Source organism: Isoptericola sp. 178 (assembly GCF_030586525.1).
In the GTDB taxonomy this organism is placed as follows: domain Bacteria; phylum Actinomycetota; class Actinomycetes; order Actinomycetales; family Cellulomonadaceae; genus Isoptericola; species Isoptericola sediminis.
This window is the reverse complement of record NZ_JAUQYN010000008.1, coordinates 1-522: the sequence shown is the minus strand read 5'-3', so window position 1 is coordinate 522 and position 522 is coordinate 1. Positions and strand designations below refer to the sequence as shown.

Here is a 522-nt window from a genome sequence, read left to right as displayed (position 1 = left end):
GATTCACACGGGATTTCACGGGCCCCGTGCTACTTGGGATCCCCTCCACCAGGCCACGCGATTTCGTCTACGGGACTCACACCCTCTACGGTCCGCCTTTCAATGCGGTTCGACTATCACGCGACTTTCTTACTGGTCAGAACCATGTCAGTGGTTCTCGGAAGGTCCCACAACCCCGCACACGCAACGCCTGACAGCTTGACACGCATACGGTTTGGCCTCATCCGCTTTCGCTCGCCACTACTCACGGAATATCTCTTCCTGTCGGTACTGAGATGTTTCACTTCCCGACGTTCCCTCCAGGCGCCCTATACATTCAGGCGTCGGTGACCGCACATGACTGCGGCCGGGTTCCCCCATTCGGACACCCTCGGATCACAGCTCGTTTGCCAGCTCCCCGAGGCTTATCGCAGGCTACAACGTCCTTCTTCGGCTCCTAGTGCCAAGGCATCCACCATGTGCCCTTAAAAACTTCGACACACTACAAAATTGCTACAGAAATCCAAGAAAACACACCCCACG

The 522-nt window shown here is 56.3% G+C and carries 1 rRNA gene; it reads right to left on the bottom strand.

The window, feature by feature from the left end:
• Nucleotides 1–478: ribosomal RNA gene (locus tag Q6349_RS15290) — 23S ribosomal RNA — on the bottom strand; the annotation flags it as partial.
• Nucleotides 479–522 lie beyond the last annotated feature (44 nt).